The sequence below is a fragment of the Paenibacillus sp. MZ03-122A genome (assembly GCF_024213325.1).
Taxonomy (GTDB): Bacteria; Bacillota; Bacilli; order Paenibacillales; family Paenibacillaceae; genus Paenibacillus; species Paenibacillus polymyxa_B.
This window is the reverse complement of sequence record NZ_JANAVI010000006.1, coordinates 253,570-275,499: the sequence shown is the minus strand read 5'-3', so window position 1 is coordinate 275,499 and position 21,930 is coordinate 253,570. Positions and strand designations below refer to the sequence as shown.

The window sequence follows — 21,930 nt, the reverse complement described above, 5'->3', positions numbered from 1 at the left end:
CCGGTGTTCAATACAAACGAATAGAAAAACAGGTCTTTAAGCCTGTAAGGGAAGGACATTCCATGACTTGAGCACGTGCAAATAGTGGAGTATACTGAAGGAGAACATGAAGTAAAAGAGGAGGATGGAGCTATGATTAACATCACCGATTCCGCTGCTGAGCGTTTGAAAGATATGCTGGAGCAGCAGGAAACGCCGAATATGTTTTTGCGTCTGGGTGTTACGCCGGGCGGTTGTACCGGATTTTCGTATGCAATGGGCTTTGACGACAACGAGACGGATCAAGATATATATATGAACGTACAGGATATGAAGATTGTAGTGGAGAAGGAAAGCATCCGCTACCTGGACGGTCTGGAAATCGACTTTGAAGAGTCTGGAATGTCAGGCGGCTTCACTATTCATAATCCGAATGCTGTAGCTACATGCGGCTGCGGTTCAAGCTTCCGTACGGCTACGGATGCCGGAAAACCGAACGAAGAGCCTTGTTAGTCAAAAAATAATGAGTATCAATAATCCAAGAATCTGCGTTTCAGGATTGTTAATTTTTTTCCTCCATAAACGATATAGTTTCTACTATAACGTTTATGGAGTTTTTTTATGAGTTAAAGAAGTTTGAAAAGTGGATATAGATATAGCCGTCAGGCTGACTTTAGGAGCACATAAGGATTTTATGATTCAGGATATAAAAAACTTGGAAGTATTTCTGCGAGAAGACTAAAAATATGATTTTTCAAGAAAAGTATTCCATTAAGATTTATAGAGTGGTATCCTAAACCTAGGACTATTTACTTATCATTTACAGAGGTGCAGATACATATGATTGAAAGCCACATTAAAGAGGGGCTTAGTAAGGCTTATGCAATCGCGGTAGCCCATAAAGCCGGAATGAATTTTGCGCGCCCTGATTTTGACTACGGTTTTGATGGTATATTTAGAGATATCCAAAATGTTAACGGAAGATATTGCGACAATGGTTGGAGTATTGATATTCAGCTTAAGTCCACAATAAACGTTCTATATGAAAAAGACTGCATTAAATATGACTTAGAAGCTAAAAACTATAATGATCTTGTTGCTACCGAAGTGGGTGCTCCTAGAATGTTAGTGCTTTTTGTACTTCCTAAGGATCAAGATCAGTGGTTAAATATAACTGAAGATGGGACTATTTTGAAGAATTGTGCTTGGTGGTATTCTTTAAAGGGTATGGAACCTACTAAAAATGCAAACACTGTCAGGGTGAGTATTCCCAAAGAACAATTGCTAACAGAGGTATCTTTGAGGCAAATAATGAATAAAGTAAAAACGGGTGAAGATATATGAAACCTAGCCTAATTAAACTGAGAGATATTATGGGTTATTTGGATAGAAATGGATGGGATCTTGATGAAGAGTTTCCTAACCCCAATGTTTTTGTGTTCTCTCGTGAAATTCAAAATTCTGAACCCATCACTCTTTTATTACCTGCAAAAGAATCTTTTGGAGATTTTCAACAACGTATTTACTCGGCTTTAAATACCTTAAGTACTATAGAAAATAGGAGTAGCGAATTAATAATAAAGGATATAAATAGCTACGAATCGGACGCTGATAAACTAGAAATTAGGGTCATTTCTTCATTTGCTTCTGAGGGCTCTATACCTTTAAGTTATGCTTCTAATTTGATAAAAGGGCTAAAGAATTTAATCGTCTCGGCTGCTTATACTGAAGAATATCCTCAAAGGGCTTTTAAGAGAGCTTCCCAAAAAGCGATTGGTTATAGTAACTTTTTTAAACTAGGCCAAACTGCCCATGGAAGTTACATTGTAACTGTAGAATCAGGATCGTTAATTAACGACGATCTTGAAATCATTATTGAAGAGAATACAGCAATTACAGAGCCCTTTTCAAGAAGAGTAATGAAAAGAATTCACAAATCAATTCACCAAATAGAAAGTTTTAATGATAATGAGAACAAACTCGATGATTTAGTCGAAAGAGGCTATAATGAAGGTTTAAATGCAAATATATGTGAAGCACTACTATCTCTTTATGACGAAGATGAGCCGGTGAAACTGGAGTCCAAGATAAGATATTCAAAAACGATTGAAAATACTGAGAAACTACCAGATGTGATTACTTTAGATTCTTCTGATTATCATATTATTAAAGCGATAGCTGAGGCATTGAGGGAGAAGAAACCAGAAGACGTTGAAATTGAAGGTTTTATTTCTAAATTATCATCTAATTCTGGAACAGCCTATGGAACTATAAATATTTCAACCATGTATGATAATAAAAAGCATAGTGTAAAAGTAGAATTGATCGAAGATGATTATAAAAGTGCATGTGATGCTCATAAAAATGAAAAAAAGGTTAAAATTACTGGTGTTGTAGATACAACACGAAAAACTTGGGAAGTTATGAACTTGAAAAAGTTCCAGGTGTTAGGTTGATGTATCTGTAAAAATTGAACTCTGAGGAAAATTAACGAAAAGGACCGATAACATTAATGGTCCTTTTTGTTGTTTTCCAATGATAATAATTCTGATATATCGTCAATCTCAAGTGCATCCGCAATTTTCACAAGAGTTTTAAGATTTATTTGTTCACGAATGTTGCGTGACATTTCAGAGATAGCAGCCTGACGAACACCCGATAGTTCGGAAAGTTGGGTTTGCGTAAGTCCCCGTTGGGTCATAACTTCATTCAATTTAAGCCGAATCATTCTCATATGTACACCACCCTCCAACTCATTATATCCAATATACGAATATCCGTAAAATAGATCTTGACTATATACTAAAAGTCGTATAAATTATTACTTATAATCGTATATACGAATTATAGTATAGATATTTGCAGTGATAAATACATAAATAAATCTGTGCTGCAAAGGGAAGAGAGTGATTTTTATGACCGAATCGGTTGAATTGAAAAGAGTTGCCATGGTATACGGACCTGATGATGACCCTCATATATATGAATTATTTGAGGGAGTTCTGTATGATCGTAGCTATTTCTTTTATCTTGAACATGGGATATTGTGTCTGCGGCATGTACGAAAGATAGATCAACCGGATCATCCATATCTTTATGTGGATGGGGAAAGTGGGGGCCTCCAACTAGCGAAGAATATACAGCGTGAGATTATGGAAGTCGTTACAGAACTGATCGAGCGTTTGCGTAGTAAGGATGGATTGGCGTTTTTACTGGATGAACTGCTATGGCTACATGGTCGAAGTCATATTGAACTTAACCTCGTAAAAAATAAAGGATGATATATTTCTATTGAAAACCAACAACCCGTAGCTACATTATGCTTCTTTTGAGAAAGAATCTGTTAATATGGTTGCTGTATTCAGTGACGCTATTTATCAATCATTTCATTTTTCCATCAACATGATTTGTAACCTTCCCCCACGGAGTTGGCACTTAAGAATAAGAACACGAAAGAAAAGAGGCTAGGGACGTATGAGGGAGTGGGTTGAAAAGGCGCGGCTAGGGGATGCAGAAGCGTTCGGGCAGCTGATGCTGCATTTTCGCGGAATGGCATATGCCGTGTCCTATGACATGCTGAAGGATGTCCATCTCGCGGAAGATGCCGTGCAGGATGCGTTCATAGAGGCTTATCAGAATCTGGAGAAGCTACAGAACCCGGCAGCTTTTCCAGGCTGGTTCAAGACCATTGTCGTAAGACAGTGCCAGCGGACGCTGCGGCGCAAGCATCATTCGATGCTTCCTCTGGATGAAGCTGTGCAGGTATCGGGAGGAGTACCGGGTTTGGCAGAAATTGCGGAGCGTAGAGAGGAGAGCCAAGTTCTGCAACAATCGGTGAAGGCACTGTCTGCCAAGCTGCGCGTGCCTCTGCGGCTGTTTTATTTTTACGGTTACTCTCTTCAGGAAATTTCCGATTATCTGGGCACTCCGGTCCCGACGCTTAAGAAGCGGCTGCACGATGCCCGCCGAAAATTGAAAGGTACACTCCCGGTGGCCGACCTCGTCTCCGTGTTCAATCATTTGTATGAGGGAGGGCAAAACATGCTACATATTGTTAACGGTGATGTTGTAGGTGACATGTTGAAGCAGGGTGTTGTACAAGGTGACGTGCTTGTATGGAGAGAGGTATATCCGGCAGGACCGATATTTGCAAATCCAGCGGGAGCTGAAGAACGGGCACTGCGGGCCAGGGTGTTGGAAGAAACGATGGGTATTCCGGCCAGCGAATATATTACGGCATGTGAGGAACAAGAGCAGAAACTTCGTGAATTTATCAAGTATGATGAAGTCGTATTGTGGTTTGAGCATGACCTGTTTGATCAGAGCATGCTCGCCTATCTGCTCCACTGGTTCAAGAGACAGAAACTGGGCCGCACGAAGCTGAGCCTACTCTGTATTGGGGAGTTTCCGGGAATCGAACGGTTTCATGGTCTGGGACAGCTCACTCCGGCACAGCTTCAGACATTATCCGGGACCTGGCGAACTATTGAACGGCAAGAAATGGAGCTCGGAAGCGAGCTTTGGCAGGCGTATGCTTCTCCTGATCCTGCTCAAATGGCTAATCTGCTGGAAGACAAGAAGGCAGAATTGGCAGCCTCCGGCCTGCCTTTTGCCTATGAAGCCTTCACAGCGCATCTCAAGCGCTTGCCCTCGGAGCGGAATGGTCTGGGCATTGTGGAACAGACCACGCTTCAGACCGTTCATAATGGAGTAGATACACCATTGAAATTATTTCGTCAGGTAACTGACATCCTGCATGTGCTCGGCATGGGTGATCTCGAATACTGGAAATTTATTCGTGCTTTGGCGCAAGGCGAACATCCTTTGCTGATCATTGACGGGGATGAGGTCGGCTTGGATTTCAGACAAATTCCAGATTTTCTGAACCGAAAGGTAATTCTGACAGAGTTGGGTAAAGAAGTACTGAATGGATCAGCGGACCGCATTGCAGTTCAAGGAATCGACGAGTGGTTTGGGGGGCTGCATCTCCATGGACATGAGGTTTCTTGGCGCTGGGATGATGTAGCCGGAGAATTGGTGGTCCGACATTGAACAAGCTGTAGCAGTAAATAGCTTAACGTGCGAAGGAGTTTTCCGTTTATGGAAAACTCCTTTTTATTTTTTAAGTACACCATATTATAACAAGAAAAATCACCGGGAATAGGTTAGGAACTTAGCTATCCGGTCCAATGAATTGAGTTTCCTGTATATGAATAGACCCCCCTTAGGATGATGATTCAAGTTACCAATGCTTCTACTGCTTCACATCTGTAAACAGCTCCTGCGCGGTCCGCACAAATAACTGTACAGCAAGTGAAGCATTGTGCAGGGACGGTACAGCTATACCGATTTGACGTGTGATCAGAGGCGAAGTTTCCTTGACGGTCAGATTATGAGGGAACGTGGACAAGGCAAGCGAAGAAACAATACCCATACCTAGTCCCTGTCGAACCATGCTGACCAAGGTGCTGATATTATGAGTAATGAACTGTGCCTGCAACTGACTTTGCTCGCGTTCAAAACCTTCCATAATGGCGACTTCATGTCCACCTTTACAAAAGATCATATCCTGCTGATTCAAGTCTCGAATGGCGATTTTATTGTGCGATTGCAAAGGGTGACCGTCTGGCAGGAGAATAACCATGTCATCCTGACATAATGGGATTACATCTACCTGAGGGTCTGGCAACAGGATGATACCCGCCTCGATTTCTCTGGTATGCACCCACTCCTTGACTTCATTCGTGGAGCCTTCATGTAGATCGAAAACAAGGTTCGGATAATGCTGACGAATATGATGAATAATCGGGGGCAGAAAATAGGCTGAAGCAGAAGGAAAGGCACCGATCGTGATTGTGCCCACGTCTAGACCTTTTTCAGCAGCCACCTGCTGCTGTACCTTTTCCATGCTTTGCAGCATCATACGAAATTCCAGCAGTACTTTGTGCCCGATATCGGTCAGCAGCACTCCTTTTTTTCGGTCGCGCAGCAATAGCTGGACATCCAGTTCGTTTTCGATGCTGGCGATGGCATGGCTGACCGCGGGCTGCGTCATATGCAGCTCATGGGCAGTTTGGGTGAAGTTTAGCGTTTCAGCTACGCGAACGAAGATCATAATTTGAGTAATGGTCATAAGTGAAAAGTTATCTCCCTTATTGAAAACATTCATTTTATTTATTAGTGACCACAGTATAAGCTAGTAAAGCAAAACTTTGCAAACGGCTATTCAGATTTTAGTCGTAAGCAATGAGCGATGAAAATCTAAGGGAGAGAAGACATCTATGAAAAAATTAACACCTAAAGCTACGCTGTGGCTTGTCTTGATATTAGTAATGGTATGGGGGATCAACTGGCCGTTGACCAAGCTGGCTTTGCCAGATACGCCGCCGATATTTTTTTCAGGAATCCGTACCCTACTGGGTGGTGTGATTCTGCTGTTGTTCGCTATGCGTAACCGGGAAACCTTACGCCTTAGACAGAATGGGTGGACTTATCTGGTGCTGGCCATATTTAATATTGCAGGCTACTATGGCTTACAGACGGTAGGGCTGCGTTATTTGCCTGCTGGGTTATTTTCCACTTTAGTATTCCTTCAGCCGATCCTGTTGGGATTATTCTCCTGGATGTGGCTAGGGGAGCGTATGTTTCCCCTGAAGGTGGTTGGACTGGTACTGGGTTTTGGCGGAGTGATCGTGATTAGCTCTGGTGGAATGGCAGGACATTTGTCTGTACTGGGCATTGTGTTGGGGCTAGCTTCAGGACTATGCTGGGCGCTCGGAACAATTTATATGAAGAAGAAAAGCAAGCAATTAGACTCCATTTGGGCGGTGACGATGCAACTCATTTTTGGGGGGATCATACTCAATGGGATTGGATTTTCGACTGAGAAATGGAGCGATATCCACTGGACAACCTCCTTTATCGCGATTTTATTGTTTATTTCGATATTCGTGATTGCGATGGGCTGGATGATTTATTTTAAACTAATCGACAACGGAGATGCGGGAACCGTCGGCTCCTATACGTTTATGATTCCGGTGTTGTCCACGGTCTTTAGTATGATAATGCTCAAGGAATCACTTACTTTGACGTTTGTTGGGGGGCTAGTGCTGATTGCAGGCAGTGTGTATCTGGTAAATATTAAGGAAAGAATAGAGTTATCCCACTAAGTATCAGAACGGTGAGACATTTGAGGATTAACGGGAGTGATGGATCAAGAAGAACTTCAATAACTTCTTTCACGCACGCATATTGGAAGAACCAATATAGCGTGTTTTTTTGACTATGATTTTCAAACAACTCATTTGCTATGCTATTCAAGATCATTGAAAAAACTTAAATTTATGGTAGAGGTTGTCGTACAAAATTAGCTAACAAGATATGATGTTATAAAAAACATTAGAATAACAAAATATTTTTAAAGATTTTTGTGTTTTTTATGTTTTTCGTCCTTATGTAAAAAATGAATGAATATAATTGTTTTATAGCAAAAATAGAGATAATAAAAGAAGCGTGTTATTCAATATCACTAATTTATTATTTAAATAGGATGTTTGTTTTTTTAATAATCATTGTATTTTACAGACTTTTGTTATGCTAACAATTGACATTTTGTATAACGTAAACTAGAATGTGTAAGAATTCATTTCCCAATCACATAATTAGTTTGGAACTATTGAAAGCGTTTACCTAATATTAGGATAGAGCTCTTTTTGGTTCTTTTTTCTTTTCCGAATTATGGCCGGGAGGGAGAGATCATAGTACGTGCCTAAGGGATGGGAATTTGAATATATAAGCTAAGGGAGAGGTGTATGTTGAGATGCGGTTAAATAGAAATGTTGGAAACTTCGAGCAAACGGTGAATGGTAATGCTGGTTACCTGGAGGTTACAAAATGAAGAAGTTATTGTCGTGTTTGGTCTCGTTGAGTATGCTTGTGTATATATTGCCGACCATTATTGTAAGCGCTAACAATGATGGAGTTACTAATCTAGCGCTTGATCCAACATCGTCTGCCCAATCGGATATTATTTCAGATGCTGTTTACAAAATTACGGCACAGCATAGCGGAAAAAACTTGGAAGTTGAAGGGGGATCAAAGGATGACGGAGCGAATGTTCAACAATGGACCGATAACGGAAAGGAGCAACAGAAGTGGAGAGTGGTCGACGTTGGTGATGGATATTATAAGCTGATCTCGCAATCTAGTGGTAAAACATTAGATGTAGCCGGTGGTAATACCCATGACGGAGCGAACGTTCAACAATGGACCGACAACGGGAACGCTCAGCAGAAGTGGAAAATCATTGACGCTGGTGGTGGATATTATAAGCTGATCTCGCAATCTAGTGGTAAAGCATTGGATGTTGTCGGTGGTTATACCCATGACGGTGCAAACGTTCAACAATGGGCCGACAACGGTAGCGCTCAGCAAAGGTGGAGATTCACGCAGATTGATACGACAGCAGATACGACACCACCAACCGCCCCAACAAACCTCCAAAGCTCATCCAAGACGAGCACATCTGTCACTCTTACATGGACGACCTCAAAAGACAATGTAGGTGTAACTGGCTACGTTATTTATAACGGAACAGATCTGGTAGGCACGAGCACCACAACAAGTTATACAGTGACGGGTCTCACTGCGAACACATCCTACAATTTCACTGTAAAAGCGAAAGATGCAGCAGGCAATGTTTCGGAACCAAGTAATGTCTTAAAAGTAACAACAAGTTCCGACTCCTCTCAAAATACAGGATTTTATGTTAAAGGTACGACGCTTTATGATGGCAAGGGAAATCCCTTTGTCATGAGAGGAATTAATCACGCGTACACTTGGTACAAAGGTCAAGAGTCGGTTGCGATACCTGCAATTGCCAAAACAGGAGCGAACACGATTAGAATCGTGCTGTCAGACGGTCAGCAATGGACGAAAGATGATTTGTCAGCGTTGCAAAACCTGATCACTTTATCAGAACAAAACAAATTGGTTGTTATCCTTGAAGTACACGATGGTACGGGAAGTGATAATGCTGCTGTGTTGAATAAAATCGCAGATTACTGGATTGAAATGAAGAGCGCACTGATTGGAAAAGAAAATACAGTCATTCTCAACATTGCGAATGAATGGTTTGGTACTTGGGATGGAAACGGCTGGGCACAGGGGTATAAATCAGTTATTCCAAAGCTAAGAAATGCTGGCATCAAAAATACCATTATGGTTGACGCCGCTGGTTGGGGTCAATATCCGAAGTCGATTTTTGACTACGGAACGCAAGTGTTTGATGCCGATCCGCTTAAAAATACGATGTTCTCCATTCATATGTACGAATACGCTGGAGGAAATGCCGAAACAGTAAAAAGCAATATTGACAATGTATTAAACAAAAATCTAGCTGTCATCATTGGAGAATTCGGAATCAAGCATACAAATGGTGATGTTGACGAGGCCACCATTATGAGTTACGCCCAACAAAAAGGTGTAGGTTATCTCGGGTGGTCTTGGAAAGGAAATGGATCGGGTCTAGAATATTTGGATATGTCAAACGACTGGGGAGGATCGAGCTATACTGAACAAGGACGTGCTATTATTGAAGGTCCGAATGGCATCAGAGCAACATCCAAGTTAAGCACGGTTTATAGTAGCGGTAAACAGTAAAAGATTCATATTGTTGTAGTAACGGCCTTTTCTCGAAATTCTAATGGGGAAGGTCGTTTAGTTTGTCTGGAATCAAGCAAAAGCCTGTACAAATACATAGGAGCAAGGATTAGTATAAATATACTAGAATATCAAAGGAGGTCATAGTAAAATATGACTATAAGTCTGTTGAGTTAGTGGAAATGACGGTTCAAAATTATCCGCTTGGTAAGCGGGAAGGTGGTACTTTTAAACTCATCAGGGCAATAGGAGGAATCTACGTAGCATTCGGAGCCTTGGCGTATTTTATTTCTCCATTAGATGCTATATCAGATGTTATTCCGATGTTGGGTTTTACAGATGATGCGGGGGAGAAGGAATGGACAGATATACACCTACAGCGAGGGAACGCTGGCAGATGAAGCAGAGTGAGCCACAGCAGCAGGGATGGTTGCTCGCTTTCTTTGGCTGGATTTTTGCAGGTTTGGGGTTCATATTTAGTTTTTTTGTCTTTGGAGGATTGTTGGGTGTCTTAGGTTTGGTTTTCGGAATTTTAACGAAACGAATGGAACAAAGAAACACGCAGGGTATCTTCATTATCGTAATCAGCTCCGTAGCTATTGGCATTGGACTATTGATTTTTATGATTTTTTTTGCGCAAGGTTTTGTAGAGGGTCTGAGAGAAGGGTATAATGAGCATTATTAGGTCAGGAGGTAACAGCATTGAGCGTCATTATTTCACAGCAGATCTCGGCAACGGGCGTGAAGGAATATACGAAGGTGATGAAAACATTTGATTCCCAGTTTACACCTTTGGTTGGACAGAAAATCAGGGATACGGCATTTGGCGATATGCAATATTATGATGTCGAGGACGTATTTATTGATCTAGCGGAGAATGAGTATTGGGTAATTCTACCTGCCATTTTGCTGCATTCTGATGATATTGAGGATATACGAGACGCTGTGCGTGAGTATCGTTCACACGGTTGGGAATGTACGAAACCTCTGTAAATGCATACCACTTAGGCATCTATACGGAAACGTCTTTCTTTTGCGAGATAGGCGTTTTTTTGTGTATTTGTGTATAAACTATTCCTAATGATTGGCATGAAAAGAAAGAATTTATGCTGAAAATGCGCAAATTGTATCATTTTTTATCATAAAACGACAAGTTGGGAAATGAAAACGGCCTTAATGTGTTATACTTAGTATATCAAAGGACAAGAGTCTAAAACGACCGGTAAGGCCCTTTCTTTGAAGAGCCTCTGAAAGGTTCAACGTTTATCCAAAATAAATGGTCAAAAGGAAAAGGGGAAATGCTAACGTGAGAGTGAATTTGAAATTTACTAACAAAGGGCAAGTTGCAGTTGAGAAGTTCAACAATGAGGAGCTTATCGAAATCTTTACCCGCTACATTAAAACGTTAAGCAAGAAGTATGATATCTCGGTTACCGTACCGGAGGATCTGAATGAGCAGATCTTGGCAGAGGGCACCGTGAAGGTCGTGTTGGATAAGATTAATTGTGACATGGACGCTTTTTTCAAGGAGCTGAGCCGGGATATCAAGGTGCCGCTGGTCAAAAGATTGGGTACCAAATTGGATAACGTATTTAAGACCGAGGTTGTGGAGCAGGAACAGAACTAAGAATAAGGATCAAGCGAGTCCGAATGAGGATTCGCCATATGAAATGATAAAACCTCCCGAATGGGGCGCACGGCTAGGCCATGTGCTCGTTCGGGAGGTTTTATATGTTTAAACTACTCTATTCAGCAGAAAAACATGCATGGCATGTCTGTCCCTTTTAACGTGTTGTTGTGGAAGTAGGGCGCAGTTGGGCTAAATCAAACGAAGGTACCAGCCCTTCCTGCGCAGCGCGACCGAGCAAAGCTTCGATGGCGGCATATCCGCTGTCGCCCAAATTGGCGGTAAAATCGTTAACATATAGGTCGATATGCGATTGGGCGACATCGGGTGAAAGCTCCTGCGCATGAGACAATACATATTCACGCGAAGCTTCTGGATGCTTCCAAGCGTATTCGACAGAGGCACGTATCCAGTTTGTGATCGCATCCAAATCCAGCGTACGGCGGGCAATAATGGCTCCGAGCGGGATCGGCAGCCCTGTATCTTCTTCCCACCAGTTCCCCAGATCGACTTGCTTACTAAGTCCGTAGGACGGATACGTGAACCGTGCTTCATGAATGACCAGCCCGGCATCTATCTCCCCGTCACGGACAGCAGGCATGATTTGGTCGAACGGCATCACGACGATCTCGCCGACACCCCCAGGCACATGCTTGGCTGCCCACAGGCGGAACAGCAGATAGGCAGTGGAACGTTCACTCGGAACGGCTACACGCTTGCCGGACAGGGCCTCCGGGCCTTCGACGGTGGAACCTTCCTTGGTCAGTACGAGTGGCCCACAACCCCGGCCCAGTGCGCCTCCGCAAGGCAGCAGGGCGTATTCATCCAGCACCCAAGGGAGTGCAGCATACGAAATTTTCATGATATCCAGTCCGTCTGGTGTGATCGCCAGATTGTTGGTGATGTCGATATCAGCAAATGTAATGTCCAGCGCGGGTGCGCCCGGAATCAATCCATGCGCCAGGGCATGGAAGACAAAAGTGTCGTTGGGACAAGGTGAAAAAGCAATTTGCATCTATATAACCTCCGTTAATGTAGAAAATGCGGCTTCCAACGCTTGCAAAGCCTCTTTGATCCGCCAGGCTGCACGGTCACGTGGACCGACAGCATTGGAAATCGTGCGGATTTCCATCGTCGGTAGTTCCAGCCTATTTGCCGCCACGGCTACGCCGTAGCCTTCCATCGCTTCGGCAGCAGCTCCGGGAACGCGCTTGGCCAGCCGTTCCGCTGTTGCCGCCGTACCAGTGGCTGTGGAAACGGTCAGGATCGGCCCCGCGACAGCCGTCTGTCCAGCACCGCGCAGCGCCTGAACGAATCGCTGCGCGGTGGCAACGTTCACGGCAATTCGGCTTGAGCCGAAACCCAGCTCGTCCACGCTGCTGAAGCCCTCTGCCGTTTCTGCTCCCAGGTCGGCGGCAATGATCGCGTCAGCAACAACGACGCTCTCCAGTGCAGCGACCTCGACGAAGCCGCCACCAATTCCGGCGCTGATGACCAGACGGTAGTCACCATCCGCCGCCAGTGCTAGCGCGGTTGAAGCCGCTGCGGACGGTGCGCCCACGCCAGCCAGCTCGACCACAAAACGGGTATCGCCTTGCAGGCCGCGCAGTACAGCTTCCCGTTCGGCTTCAACCGCGGTCATAACCAGGATGCGCCCATCTGATGTTGTATGCTCCATCGGTTGATTCCCCTTTAAATTTAGGTAATATGCTCCCTTATCATACTGCTTTTCGAAACGATGTTCAAAAAAAGTCGACAAAAAAAGCGCTCTGAGGCGCTTTTTGGAAAATCTGCAAGATTCAGCAGATATCAAAATCGATAATTGTAATATAAAACAATTCTAATCTGGAAGAACAGCGCAGGCATAGCATATAATAATTATATCGGCTGATCCTTCGTGATTAACTGAAACATGGTGATATTGCGGTCATAATGGCTTGGGGTTCCATCTTGATTGCGCACCCGAATCATCTCGCTACTGAATAACTCGATATATCCACAGCCAATCTCACAGTATACACCTGTAGGGTCCTCTTGCCAGACCGAAACGAGGTGTTGTGACAGCGCTGCGGTGAAAAATTCGATGTTTTTTTGCAGTACGCGTGGCGTTTTCTTGGGTTCCATAACGTAAATCCTCCCTATATCATGCCATTTGAAAATCAGCAATTGAATGTAGCTACTAAGTGGTTACTACACATCATAATGAACATAAACAACTAAAAAAGGAACGGTTCGTCAATCTACTCTATGAAACAGACGTAAACACTGTACCGCTTAATGCTATTTTTGTAAAGCGTCCGATTGACCTTTTCAAACATCCAGTTTGTGTTTACACACATTTTACATTGCGTTTACACTGCTGTGATGCTAGTGCGTTTCATCTAATAGTACAATAAAGGGATACTATACTGCATGAATTGATGGAGGCCATATGTTGATAGAGAGTCAGAATAAGGATAAAGCCGGGTCAGAACGTTACTTTAACCGAGATTTAAGCTGGATTGAATTTAATCGCCGTGTGCTTCAGGAAGCTCAGGATGCAGATACACCGTTGCTGGAGAGAGCCAAATTTCTGGCGATTGTATCTAGCAATTTGGATGAGTTTATGGCTGTTCGTGTTGCAGAGACGCGCGAGAAGATCAAGGCGGGTTTTATGCAAAAGGATTTTACGGGATATACCCCCTCCGGTTTGTACAAACGGCTGATCAAGCGTACCGTCTCGATGGTATCGGAACAATACCGGACCTATCGTGATATTTCTCGCCTCTTGACGAAAAAAGGTCTTTTATTGCTCGAATATGAAGACTTAAATACAACACAGCGCAAGTCGCTGGATGCATATTTTCATGAAATTATATTTCCGGTACTCACGCCGATGGCGGTCGATCAGAGCCGTCCTTTTCCACTCGTTCACAATAAATACGTATATTTAGCGGTCGTCTTGAGACGTCCCGGAGATACGGAGGAGGATAAACCGCTTTTTGCCATTGTGCAGGTGCCTTCGAATATTCCACGTGTTGTTACGGTGCCTTTGCGGTCGAACAGCAAGAAGAAATCATTTATTTTAATTGAGGAACTAATCAAGCATCACATCCAAACGCTGTTCACCGGATATGTTCCGGAGGCGGTTCATGCCTTTCGTGTTACGCGTAACTCCGATTTATCCATTAATGAAGAAGAGATCGAAGATTTGCTCGAAGAGATTGAAAAAGAGCTGCGTCGAAGACGCCGGGGGGCGCCGGTAAGACTGGAAGTAGAAAAAGGGATTCATCCCTATGCCTTGATGGAGCTTCAACGCGAATTCAAGCTGTTCGATCATGTGTTTGAGATGGACGGGCCGCTCGATCTGACATTTTTGTCGTCTTTTGCCGATCATTTGGAGGGATATTCGCATTTGAAATTTCCGGCAATCAAACCACTGTATCCGGAAGAACTGCCCCCACAAGAGGATATTTTCAACGTACTTCGCAAACGGGACGTGCTCGTGTACCATCCATATGAATCATTCGATGCGGTAACTGATTTTATCATTGAGGCATCAGAAGACCCGGATGTGATGGCAATCAAAATGACCCTGTACCGTGTCAACGGGGAATCGAAGCTGATTCCGGCATTGGCACGTGCGGCCGAATCGGGCAAGCAGGTAACGGTGGTGGTGGAGCTGAAAGCCCGTTTTGACGAGGAACGTAATATTGCCTGGGCGCGTAAGCTTGAAAAAGCAGGCTGTCATGTAGTGTATGGGTTGGTTGGCTTGAAGACGCACGCCAAAATCATCCTTGTCATACGTCATGAGCGTAACGCACTCAAACGATATGTGCATGTAGGTACAGGCAATTATAATGAAAGCACGGCGCGCGTGTATACGGATATCGGATTGTTTACATCGGATCCGGTACTTGGCGAGGATGCCTCCGAACTGTTTAATGAAATCACGGGATTCTCTGCGCTCAAGACTTTGCAAGCTTTTACGGTGGCTCCAACGGGAATGAAGAACAAGCTGTTTGAACTCATCCGTAGGGAAGCTGAGCAAGCATTGGCAGGTAAGCCCGCCCGGATTATTGCCAAGATCAACTCCTTATCCAATCAAGAGATGATCGATGAACTATATGCAGCTTCCCAGGCAGGTGTGAAGATTGATCTTATCATCAGAGGGGTTTGTTGTTTGCGTCCCGGTGTGGAAGGATTCAGCGAGAACATACGTGTCATCAGTATTGTAGACCGCTTCCTGGAGCATTCCAGATTGTTTTATTTTGAAAATGGAGGGAACTCCGAGTTATTTTTGTCCAGTGCGGATTGGATGACGCGCAATTTGACCCGCCGAATTGAACTGATGTGCCCGATTTATGATGACGGGATCAAAGAAATGCTGGCAGATATTCTGCATTTATCGTTAAGGGATAATGTGAAGGCACGCCAGCTTTTGCCTAACGGCAGCTATCAATTTGTGTCCAGAAACGACAAAGAGGCTCCCATTAGGAGCCAATCTGAAGCGATGAAGGTTAGAAATTGGAAGAAGGTAGAATGGACCACGACAATGTAAGGTTCCACGCCTTTTGAAAATCCTTGGCAACCGATTCTAGCTCCCGTTGTTCTAATATGGGTTCACTCTTGCTTTCCAGACGAAGATGCAGTGCGTCATCCCCTGTAGTGGGATTGATGCTGGTAATCATTCCCGACTCACTCCGATCCATGCCAATCGCGAGCTGGAGCAGCGAGCCGAGCCGATGTACACGTTCCTCGTCGGAAGGCTCCAAAATATCGGCATGTGTGCGTAGCAAACGGGGAGTCCGGTTCTTGGGATGGTAATCCGCGATCAACGCGGCTAGTACCGTTTCCCTATGGGACAGACCGCCAATGCCTGCATGTAAAATCCAGAACACGGAATTCTGGCGGAAATGATAATAATTCAAGGCAGCCCCCGTTTTGTAAAGAGTTGCTGCGGTCAGTAACAAGCGTTTGTCCATAGCAGCTGAGGTTCCGCTAGCCAATGTGTCATAGAGCCGGACGGCGTACTCGTTAACCCGCTTGACATGCGCTTCGCTAACTGGGACAGCAAACGAAAGGATATTGCGAATGGATGTGATAAGCGGATTAGCTACCACGGGCTGTTCAGCGTTGACCAGCTCATGAAATAGGCCGTCTCGCAGACCCGCTCCACTGACCAAATACGCGGAGCCTTGAGCAGCTTCAAATATCGTTTTCAATATAATAAGACCCGGTACAATGATGTCGGCTCTGTCCTTGGACAGGCCGGCTGTTTTTTTGCGTTTTTCATAGGGAAGATGGGGCAGACTGCCATAGAAGTAATCGACATCTTCTATCGTCATTTCGTAATGGTGCGTTACAGGAAGTGAGTAATCCTGTCGCTTCTGATTGATTTTAGCCAAAGTACGCAGGGTTCCGCCCAGCCCGATGAATGGCAGACCCGGATTGGAGAAGATCCAATCATGATTTTGCAGTGAAGAACGGACAAAGCTCTCCATTTCCTCAATCTGCTGAGGAGACCATTCGCCATTCTTAACCTCACGTCCAAAGCGCCAATTCATATTGACGGCGCCAAAGGGAAATGACACCGTATGCAGTCGCTCTCGATCGCGGAACAGCGTAATTTCGGTACTGCCACCCCCGATGTCAATAATGATTCCGTCACTCACATTCATAGTGTTCACTACGCCCAGAAAACCGGCATAGCCTTCTTGCTCCCCGCTCAGTATTTCCAGTGTTAAATTTGTCTCCTCCGCGATCCATTGGACGATTTCGTCCGAATTCGTGGCATTGCGGATGGCTGCTGTTGCTGCTGCACGCATACGGACAACCCCGTGCATATGGCATACCGCCATAAATTGGCGCAGCAATGGAGCGATGCTTCGAATCGCCTCCCGTTCCATACGGCCGTTGGCCCCAACCTTTTCGCTCAGTCGGGCAGCTTCTTTGCATTCCTGCACAATTCGATAGGCCCCTGTCTCTGTCATTTCATAGATCACCAGACGAATGGAGTTTGAGCCAATGTCCATGATGCCAATTTTGCTATTCATGAGTTGACCTCCTTGTTGAAAAAACGATTTGCCGGTAATTTCCGTTGCTCCGTGCAAATGGTAGTAGATTATTGTCATTGTACCAGTGATGTTCGGTGCATGCTACCGTTCGCCATGATCTTGTCGAAATAGGCACATGCCGCGGACAATCATCCAAGAATAGAACATTCCTATTGAGTATGTATAAGTATAACTGACGGCGAAAGGAGAGGGTTAGATGAGACAACTTGCAAGCAAATGGCTAAAGACGAAGGCGCTGCTCCACCATCCACATACCGCCGTTTATATACCGGAAACCTGTCTATATAGTGAAGAACAATTGCGCATGATGCTGCGGCGGCATGCTTTTGTATTTATAAAACCTGTGAAAGGAGGCGGAGGAGTCGGAGTCATGCGTGTGGCAAAGGAGCGTAGGGGATACACCTGTACGCGTATGGAGCACACGCACCGGTTCAGTCATTTTAGAGCGCTTGTAATCGGAATCCATAAGCTCCGAATCCAACGTCCATATCTCATTCAACAAGGCATCCAACTGGCAAGTATTCAAGGTAGACCTGTCGACTATCGAGTCAAAGTTGTGAAGGAAGGGCAGAGGTGGGATTTTCGTGCGGTGGTTGCACGTCATGCTCGGCCTGGGCTGGTCATTACGAATCTGTGCAAGGGGGGCACTTTGCTGAAGGGAACAGAGGCACTTCGGATGATATATCCCCGGCGGCTTGCTATTCAAAAGCGGCGAGAGATCATTGAACTTACACAACGCTGTATTCCTGTACTGGAAAGGAGATTTCCCGGGATCGGACAACTGGGATTTGATTACGGGCTTGATCAGAATGGACGGGTATGGATTTTAGAGGTTAATACAAGACCTCAATAATTTCTGTTTTCTTCAATAAAATTCCAATTTAATCTATTAACAAGACGCTAAATATAATATATTTGTATAAATAATAAAAATATTTTTTTTGTGTTCGAGCGTCAAAATTCTGTGTATAAATATTGTCCACATTATCCCCTGTCACATATATGGGTTAACGACACTTACCAACAATTTATACACAGGATTTCCACAATTGACTGTGGATAACAGAACGCTTGTTCCGATTTTGGTATTTTGATAGAATAGATTTTGAAATAAAAGGAAAGGTTGTGTCGAGGATGGCTATGCTGACGGATGAAATGCTTTTGGATTCCTATCAGATGGCAATCGAGCTTAAACTTGAATGTGACTTCATTGCACTGTTGCTGGCTGAGATTCACAAAAGAAATCTAGAGATGAATACAGCCGTAGTCCTTCATTAGACCGGACAAGCTCTCGTACTGCGACTGTAAAGTCATTCAGGGTTCGAATGACTTTACAGACAATCACTGCAACGAATAGGCACACCGTAAAAAAGGGTATTTCACTCCAAAGATTCAAATTTGGAGTAAAATACCCTTTTTTGTCATAGTCTAAACTAGACTACAATTTCATGTTACTGCTGTGGCCGGGAGACAACTTGGCATCTGGATCTACATAGACCTTGGCGTTGTTGACTGCCGTAGGAGCTTCACCAAAGCCGACCGCAATCAGCTTGAGCTTGCCTGGATAGGTCGTAATGTCCCCTGCGGCGAAAATGCCGGGAATATTTGTTTCCTGGCGAGAGTCGACCACGATAGAGTTACTTTCGATTTCAATTCCCCATTCAGCAATCGGGCCAAGTGTGGATACAAATCCAAAGTTAACGATCACATCGTCCACTTCGATTTCCTGTGTTTCTTTGGTTTTTACATGAGCAAGAGTGACTTTGGTAATCGTGTCATCTCCATGCAATTCTGTAATTTCCGTTGGTGTAATAACGTTTACTTTGGAAGCGAGGAGGTTTTCGACACTGTGTTCATGCGCACGGAATTTGTCACGGCGGTGAATCAATGTAACCTGTTCTGCAATCGGTTCCAGCATAAGTGCCCAGTCTACAGCAGAGTCACCACCACCACTGATAAGCACTTTTCGGCCTGCAAATTTGCTCAGGTCGCTGACAAAGTAATGCAGGTTCGTTTTTTCAAAACGCTCGGCACCTGGAAGCTCCAGTCTGCGCGGCTCGAAAGCACCAACACCAGCGGTAATAATAACCGCTTTACCATGATACTCGCCACCTTTGTCTGTTTTTACAATGAAGTGGCGTTCTTCCTTTTTCTCTAACGATACGACTTTCTCTTCTAGCTGCACCTCTGGATTAAAGTGGTTCATTTGTTGAACCAAATTGTTAACCAGTTCTTGTGCAGTCACTTTAGGAAAGCCAGCAACGTCATAAATATATTTTTCAGGATAAAGGGCTGCAAGCTGGCCGCCCAGTTGGGGCATACTTTCAATTAAGGTGACGGATGCCTGACGCATTCCTCCGTAAAAAGCGGCGAAAATACCGGCTGGACCGCCTCCGATAATAATCAGATCGCGGATCTCCGCACCTGGGGATTGAGCTGTCACTCTAAAAACACCTCCGAAAGGGATAGTATGGGATTTGTAGATATTGAATCAGCCGCATAGAGGTTCAGATAGCCGCCGAACGCATGATTCACTGTTTATCATTATAAACTGCTGGGTTCCGCTTGCAAAGTTAAAGCGATTAATATTTGATGAAGACTTTTCTGTGAGTATCAATTAACCGTTTTGAGAGAACAGCTGTGAACAATTAATGATTATGATTATGTATATCGGAAGGGGTAGAAGCATGAGCAGTATTCCCAAAATTGTCATTGTGGGCGCCGGATATGGCGGTATATTGACGGCTCAGCAATTGCAAAAGGAGCTCAAGCACAATGAGGCGGATGTCACGCTAATCAACCGTCATGATTACCACTATATTACGACACATCTTCATATGCCTGCGGCAGGTACAGATACGATTGAACATTCAAGGATTCCGATTGCGCAGCTAATCGATGAGTTCAAGGTGGATTTAGTCAAAGGAACGGTTAAGGAGATCATACCAAAGGAGAAAAAAATCGTGCTGGAGGATGGCTCGCTGTCCTACGATTATTTGGTCATCGGGCTAGGCGGGGAGCCAGAAACATTCGGTATTCCGGGGATGGATAAGTTCGCGCTGACGATTCGCAGTATTAACTCGGTTCGCCTGATTCGTGAGCATATTGAATACCAACTGGCCCTGTATAAAAATGACGGTAAGCCAGGTCGCCTCAATTTTGTCGTTGGGGGCGCTGGTTTCAGCGGGATTGAGTTTGTAGCGGAGTTGGCGGATCGTTTGCCACAGCTCGCTAGAGCGTATGACATCGATTTTAACCGGATTCAAATCATTAACGTCGAGGCAGCTCCTACGGCACTGCCAGGGTTCGATCCTGAACTGGTGGAGTATGCGATGGATGTCCTTAAGCGTAAAGGGGTCACCTTCCGCATTGGAATTCCGATTAAGGAATGCTTGCAGGATGGTGTAATTGTTGGTGAGGGTGAGAAAATCGAAGCTTGCACGGTGGTGTGGACGGGAGGGATTCGTGGGAACGGATTAATTGAGAAAGCCGGATTCGAAGTGATGCGCGGAAGGGTGAAAATCGACGATTTTCTGCGTGCACCCGGCCACGATGATATTTTTATTATCGGGGACAGCTCCCTGATGTTTAATCCCGAAGGACGTCCTTATCCACCGACTGCCCAAATTGCGATGCAGCAAGGGGTCCTTTGTGCCAAGAATCTGGCCGCTACTCTTCGCAAAAAGGAGCTGCACAAGTTCGTATTTTCCAACAAAGGGACGGTTGCTTCGCTTGGAAAAGGCGAAGCCGTCGCCGTGGTGGGCAAACGTAAAATAAAAGGCTGGGTGGCCGCACAATTGAAAAAAATTGTGGATCTCCGCTATCTGTTCATCATTGGCGGAATTCCACTGGTACTGAAAAAAGGGCGGTTTTTCTAAAGGTAGAAAGGTTTCCACGACTCCTAAAAAGGAGCTTGGAGGCCTTTTTTATTTAGATGAACTAAAAAAGGTATTGACTCATAACTATTAGACGACGTATAGTATGATTACTAATTACAGAGGGGGGCCTTCGGATTGAATTCTGATTTTAAAATCAATGCTGATCCCAAGAAAATAAATTTATTGGCAGAAAAGTTTCCAAATGTGGACTCCCAATCGTTGAATACGTTGGTACTTTTCGTGCAGACAGCACATGAAGTATACAATGGAGTGTCTTCCAGACTCTCGGAATATGGACTATCTGTAGGCAACCTGAAAATTTTAATGCCATTGTTTTTACATGAACGTGCATTGACTCCATCAGAGCTGGCTGAATATTCAGGGGTTACTCGTTCAACAGTAACCAGCGTAATTGATAAGCTGGAACGGGACGGCATCATCCGAAGAAGTACGCTGACGGATCGACGTATGACCGCAATCTCCTTGACTGATGAAGGAAAACAGTTAATGACGGAAAAAATTCCGATGTTCATTCAGCTTTTTTCGGATTTAATGAATGAATTTACGCAGGAGGATCATATTCTATTTGCTACGTTATTAAATAAGCTTTCCTTAGGACTTGAACGGATAAAAAGGGAATAATCAAATTTCCCGGCTTAAATAGTTAGATGTCGTACTATCAGGTCCCTTATTTGTTTTTGACTATTATTTTTTAAATATCATTGGCTAA

The 21,930-nt window shown here is 44.2% G+C and carries 23 protein-coding genes; 16 read left to right on the top strand and 7 right to left on the bottom strand.

Annotated elements, in window-relative coordinates; all coding sequences use genetic code 11:
• Positions 1-132: 132 nt before the first annotated feature.
• From NLX74_RS15545 to NLX74_RS15535, 3 genes are all read left to right on the top strand, one after another.
• Positions 133-492, top strand: coding sequence for a HesB/IscA family protein (locus NLX74_RS15545; RefSeq protein ID WP_013311832.1), 360 nt, complete (start codon positions 133-135; stop codon positions 490-492).
• A gap of 327 nt (positions 493-819) precedes the next feature.
• Positions 820-1,323: a DUF4365 domain-containing protein gene (locus NLX74_RS15540; protein WP_254329240.1), complete on the top strand. Its 504-nt coding sequence runs from the start codon at positions 820-822 to the stop codon at positions 1,321-1,323.
• Positions 1,320-2,435 (top strand): hypothetical protein, encoded by a 1,116-nt coding sequence (locus NLX74_RS15535; protein WP_254329239.1) that lies wholly within the window; start codon positions 1,320-1,322, stop codon positions 2,433-2,435. Before NLX74_RS15540 ends, NLX74_RS15535 begins: the two co-directional genes overlap by 4 nt.
• A gap of 53 nt (positions 2,436-2,488) precedes the next feature.
• On the opposite strand, the gene NLX74_RS15530 is transcribed toward NLX74_RS15535, so the two are convergent.
• Positions 2,489-2,713, bottom strand: coding sequence for a helix-turn-helix domain-containing protein (locus NLX74_RS15530; RefSeq protein ID WP_254329238.1), 225 nt, complete (start codon positions 2,711-2,713; stop codon positions 2,489-2,491).
• Positions 2,714-2,894: 181 nt separating this feature from the next.
• Between NLX74_RS15530 and NLX74_RS15525 the strand changes: the two genes are divergently transcribed.
• Complete coding sequence (locus tag NLX74_RS15525; RefSeq protein ID WP_254329237.1) at positions 2,895-3,260, top strand: hypothetical protein; 366 nt, start codon at positions 2,895-2,897, stop codon at positions 3,258-3,260.
• A 193-nt stretch (positions 3,261-3,453) separates the two neighbouring features.
• Positions 3,454-5,031, top strand: a complete 1,578-nt coding sequence (locus tag NLX74_RS15520) for a sigma-70 family RNA polymerase sigma factor (protein WP_254329236.1) — start codon at positions 3,454-3,456, stop codon at positions 5,029-5,031.
• 202 nt (positions 5,032-5,233) lie between these two features.
• On the opposite strand, the gene NLX74_RS15515 is transcribed toward NLX74_RS15520, so the two are convergent.
• The gene (locus NLX74_RS15515; RefSeq protein WP_254329235.1) at positions 5,234-6,112 is read right to left on the bottom strand and encodes a LysR family transcriptional regulator; all 879 of its coding nucleotides are present in this window, start codon (positions 6,110-6,112) and stop codon (positions 5,234-5,236) included.
• Positions 6,113-6,260: 148 nt separating this feature from the next.
• Between NLX74_RS15515 and NLX74_RS15510 the strand changes: the two genes are divergently transcribed.
• The 6 genes from NLX74_RS15510 (at position 6,261) to NLX74_RS15490 (ending at position 11,266) form a co-directional block, all read left to right on the top strand.
• Entirely contained in the window at positions 6,261-7,148 is an 888-nt protein-coding gene (locus tag NLX74_RS15510) for a DMT family transporter (RefSeq protein ID WP_254329234.1), read from the top strand.
• Between the two features lie 724 nt (positions 7,149-7,872).
• Positions 7,873-9,639, top strand: coding sequence for an RICIN domain-containing protein (locus NLX74_RS15505; RefSeq protein WP_254329233.1), 1,767 nt, complete (start codon positions 7,873-7,875; stop codon positions 9,637-9,639).
• A 182-nt stretch (positions 9,640-9,821) separates the two neighbouring features.
• The gene (locus NLX74_RS25695) at positions 9,822-10,040 is read left to right on the top strand and encodes a YkvA family protein (protein WP_302058612.1); all 219 of its coding nucleotides are present in this window, start codon (positions 9,822-9,824) and stop codon (positions 10,038-10,040) included.
• The gene (locus tag NLX74_RS15500; protein ID WP_250266612.1) at positions 9,998-10,324 is read left to right on the top strand and encodes a hypothetical protein; all 327 of its coding nucleotides are present in this window, start codon (positions 9,998-10,000) and stop codon (positions 10,322-10,324) included. The genes NLX74_RS25695 and NLX74_RS15500 overlap by 43 nt, the downstream gene beginning before the upstream one ends.
• A gap of 17 nt (positions 10,325-10,341) precedes the next feature.
• On the top strand, positions 10,342-10,632 hold the full coding sequence (locus tag NLX74_RS15495) for a hypothetical protein (protein WP_250240266.1): 291 nt from the start codon (positions 10,342-10,344) through the stop codon (positions 10,630-10,632).
• Positions 10,633-10,945: 313 nt separating this feature from the next.
• Positions 10,946-11,266 carry a hypothetical protein gene (locus NLX74_RS15490; protein ID WP_014277849.1) on the top strand — a complete coding sequence of 107 codons (321 nt, stop codon included), beginning with the start codon at positions 10,946-10,948 and terminating at the stop codon, positions 11,264-11,266.
• Between the two features lie 157 nt (positions 11,267-11,423).
• On the opposite strand, the gene NLX74_RS15485 is transcribed toward NLX74_RS15490, so the two are convergent.
• From NLX74_RS15485 to NLX74_RS15475, 3 genes are all read right to left on the bottom strand, one after another.
• Positions 11,424-12,281: a 1,4-dihydroxy-6-naphtoate synthase gene (locus tag NLX74_RS15485; RefSeq protein ID WP_254329232.1), complete on the bottom strand. Its 858-nt coding sequence runs from the start codon at positions 12,279-12,281 to the stop codon at positions 11,424-11,426.
• Positions 12,282-12,944, bottom strand: a complete 663-nt coding sequence (locus NLX74_RS15480) for a futalosine hydrolase (protein WP_254329231.1) — start codon at positions 12,942-12,944, stop codon at positions 12,282-12,284.
• Between the two features lie 200 nt (positions 12,945-13,144).
• Positions 13,145-13,390, bottom strand: a complete 246-nt coding sequence (locus NLX74_RS15475; protein ID WP_007431922.1) for a hypothetical protein — start codon at positions 13,388-13,390, stop codon at positions 13,145-13,147.
• A gap of 307 nt (positions 13,391-13,697) precedes the next feature.
• Between NLX74_RS15475 and ppk1 the strand changes: the two genes are divergently transcribed.
• Positions 13,698-15,806, top strand: a complete 2,109-nt coding sequence (ppk1, locus tag NLX74_RS15470) for a polyphosphate kinase 1 (protein WP_235308432.1) — start codon at positions 13,698-13,700, stop codon at positions 15,804-15,806.
• Here the strand turns inward: ppk1 and NLX74_RS15465 are convergent.
• Entirely contained in the window at positions 15,766-17,301 is a 1,536-nt protein-coding gene (locus tag NLX74_RS15465; RefSeq protein ID WP_165179089.1) for a Ppx/GppA phosphatase family protein, read from the bottom strand. The genes ppk1 and NLX74_RS15465 overlap by 41 nt on opposite strands.
• Before the next feature lie 217 nt (positions 17,302-17,518).
• Between NLX74_RS15465 and NLX74_RS15460 the strand changes: the two genes are divergently transcribed.
• Together NLX74_RS15460 and sda are read left to right on the top strand one after the other, a co-directional pair.
• On the top strand, positions 17,519-18,175 hold the full coding sequence (locus NLX74_RS15460) for a YheC/YheD family protein (protein WP_235308433.1): 657 nt from the start codon (positions 17,519-17,521) through the stop codon (positions 18,173-18,175).
• 281 nt (positions 18,176-18,456) lie between these two features.
• Positions 18,457-18,600: a sporulation histidine kinase inhibitor Sda gene (sda, locus tag NLX74_RS15455; RefSeq protein WP_007431918.1), complete on the top strand. Its 144-nt coding sequence runs from the start codon at positions 18,457-18,459 to the stop codon at positions 18,598-18,600.
• 160 nt (positions 18,601-18,760) lie between these two features.
• Here sda and NLX74_RS15450 read toward each other — a convergent pair whose 3' ends face one another.
• On the bottom strand, positions 18,761-19,765 hold the full coding sequence (locus NLX74_RS15450; protein ID WP_254329230.1) for an NAD(P)/FAD-dependent oxidoreductase: 1,005 nt from the start codon (positions 19,763-19,765) through the stop codon (positions 18,761-18,763).
• 244 nt (positions 19,766-20,009) lie between these two features.
• Here NLX74_RS15450 and NLX74_RS15445 point away from each other — a divergent pair, with 244 nt between their 5' ends.
• Together NLX74_RS15445 and NLX74_RS15440 are read left to right on the top strand one after the other, a co-directional pair.
• Positions 20,010-21,200 carry an NAD(P)/FAD-dependent oxidoreductase gene (locus NLX74_RS15445; RefSeq protein ID WP_025724040.1) on the top strand — a complete coding sequence of 397 codons (1,191 nt, stop codon included), beginning with the start codon at positions 20,010-20,012 and terminating at the stop codon, positions 21,198-21,200.
• Between the two features lie 135 nt (positions 21,201-21,335).
• Entirely contained in the window at positions 21,336-21,842 is a 507-nt protein-coding gene (locus NLX74_RS15440; RefSeq protein WP_254329229.1) for a MarR family winged helix-turn-helix transcriptional regulator, read from the top strand.
• The last annotated feature ends 88 nt before the right edge of the window (positions 21,843-21,930 follow it).